1 protein-coding gene and 1 pseudogene are annotated in these 2,609 nt (G+C 39.4%); both read left to right on the forward strand.

Annotated elements, in window-relative coordinates:
* The first annotated feature begins 408 nt into the window (after nt 1-408).
* A pseudogene (devC, locus tag IM479_RS20585) lies at nt 409-1,586 on the forward strand (ABC transporter permease DevC).
* 48 nt (nt 1,587-1,634) lie between these two features.
* Nucleotides 1,635-2,309: a DevA family ABC transporter ATP-binding protein gene (locus IM479_RS20590; RefSeq protein WP_287687174.1), complete on the forward strand. Its 675-nt coding sequence runs from the start codon at nt 1,635-1,637 to the stop codon at nt 2,307-2,309.
* The last annotated feature ends 300 nt before the right edge of the window (nt 2,310-2,609 follow it).

The raw sequence follows: 2,609 nt of genomic DNA on the forward strand, positions 1-2,609 counted from the left end.
CTCTAAGACTTTCTGGTATAGTTCACTTATCATTTTCGTTATTTAGGTCATATATAGTAAATATGACTGATCTTTTTTGGGAGTCTGTGTCTGTATTCCATGCTACATAAGCTTTTCAGCTTGCTTGTCCCCCTGTCAGGACCAATTTACAAGTTAATGTCGTAATCGATACGAACAAAACTAATCTTTAAAAGATATATCGAAAAATTATAACCCAATCATAGCTGGCTTTTAGGTTGTACCCTAACTAAATAGTTCTATATATAAAATGAATATCTATTTAGTTAAATTTCTTATTTAGAAAGACTTTTAGCCTTGAGATAATGTTAGGTCGAAGTCTCAAATAAGGAGTAGTATTTGTCAACAAGTCAGCTGCGATCAATCTAGAATCTTTAGGAGGAGCAAAAGATGAAAATATTCCACTGGAAGTTACCGACAGCTTGGTTGCAATTACGCTACCAAAAAACCAGGTTACTGGTGGCTCTATCGGGAGTTATTTTTGCGCTTGTAATTGTCTTTATGCAATTGGGGATTCGGGATGCTTTGTTTGATAGTGCTGTTCGGCTTCACGAAGCTCTACAAGGGGACTGTTTTTTAATTAGTCCTCGTACTACTTCACTGATTGGCATGGAAAGTTTTCCTCAACGGCGATTACTCCAAACCTTGGCTTTTGAAGAAGTAGATTTTGTCAGTCCGATTTATTTAGATTTTGCTCAGTGGAAAAACCCTGAAACTCGTAATTATTGGCGTAATATATTCGTGATTGGGTTCGATCTCAGAAATTTGGCATTTGATTTACCCGGTCTCGCAGAAAATATGGAGCTATTAAAACTTCCCGATCAAGTTTTATTTGATCAAGATTCTCGCTCTGAATTTGGTCCTATTGTTGCTGATTTTGAAAAAAAGGGCTCAGTTATTACCGAGGTTAGCAATAAGGATAACAACCGTAAAATAGAAGTCGATGGCTTATTTAAACTGGGAACTTCTTTTGGTTCAGATGGGAATTTAATCATGAGCCATTTGAATTTTTTAAGAATTTTTAGCAACCGTTCTTATGGATTAATAATATGGGCTTAATTCCTCTAAAGCCAGGAACTAATATCAATAAATTTATCGAAGATATTCAAGCATATTTACCTCATGATATTAAAGTTTTATCCAAGCAACAGTTGATTCAATTTGAGAAGAATTATTGGCAAAGCAGTACCGCAATTGGTTTCATTTTTAATTTAGGTGTTATCCTGGGAATTATTGTTGGAATTGTCGTTGTCTATCAAATTCTCTATACAAATGTTTCGGAACATCTTTCAGAATACGCCACCCTAAAAGCCATGGGCTATCGTCATAGCTATCTCTTATCAATGGTTTTACAACAGGCTTTTTTAATTGCTGTTCTCGGATATATTCCAGGTTTTTTGATCGCTAATATTCAATATGACTTTACTAAAAATGCCACCTTATTACCTGTCAATATGTCGCTTGATCGAGCGGTTTTTGTCTTTATCTTAACCTTAGTCATGGCCTTCGTTTCAGGAGCCACTGCTGTTAAAAAATTGCAAGATGCCGATCCGGCCGATATTTTTTAGAAGAAAGAAACAGATATCTATCCCTCATCTCAATGAACGAGGCTGTCTATGGACGTTATTGATATTCAAAACCTCAATCACTATTTCGGTCAAGGAACGCTGAAAAAACAAGTTCTTTTTCAGATCAACTTAAAAATCACAGCGGGAGAGATCGTTATTTTAACTGGCCCCTCTGGTTCCGGAAAAACAACCTTACTATCCTTAATCGGTGGCCTACGCTCTGTTCAAGAAGGAAGCTTACAGCATTTTGAAAAAGAATTACGGGGGGTTAGTGAAGAACAATTAGTCCAAACCCGCCGTCAAATTGGTGATATTTTTCAAGCCCATAATTTGTTACCCTTTCTAACCGCAAGACAGAATGTACAAATGTCGATCGAGCTTCAGGAAAATCTCGCTGGGCGGGAAACGGAAGAACGCGCCGCTTTGATATTAGAAGAAGTCGGCTTAGGACATCGGATCGACTATTATCCAGATAGCTTATCTGGGGGACAAAAACAAAGGGTAGCCATCGCGCGAGCTTTGGCTGGTAATCCTCCATTAGTTTTAGCCGATGAACCAACGGCCGCCCTCGATAGTAAAACGGGACGAGACGTGGTGAATTTGATGCAACGTTTAGCCAAAGAACAAAGCCGTACTATTGTACTCGTCACCCACGATAATCGGATTTTAGATATTGCCGATCGCATTGTTCACATGGAAGATGGACGCTGGCGCGGTTGCTAATACCCATCCAGACAAAACCCAGAAAAGGTGCTATGGCCAGTTTTGTCCGTTAGACCAGTGCCATTCTCATAGACTACTGGCATAGTTTTTCCTTTCTCAGCTTTTAAGTGCGGCTAAGACTGGGATACTCCATCATTGACACTCTCGCCGTCAAGCTACGCTGTGACGGGAGATTCTTGCTTCTACTCCTCTTAACTAGACACAATCGGAAGACTATGCCCCCGTCAGACCGAATCCACAAGCGTTTTAGTTTAACGTCTGCCGACTGCCCGGACGGCTCTGAATTTTATTTGTGGGCAG

Source organism: Microcystis sp. M165S2 (genome assembly GCF_020245885.1).
In the GTDB taxonomy this organism is placed as follows: Bacteria; Cyanobacteriota; Cyanobacteriia; order Cyanobacteriales; family Microcystaceae; genus Microcystis.

What these genes read in the sequence shown, in the direction of transcription:
- IM479_RS20590 (WP_287687174.1), top strand. Translation starts at nt 1,635, where the DNA reads ATGGACGTTATTGATATTCAAAACCTCAATCACTATTTCGGTCAAGGA.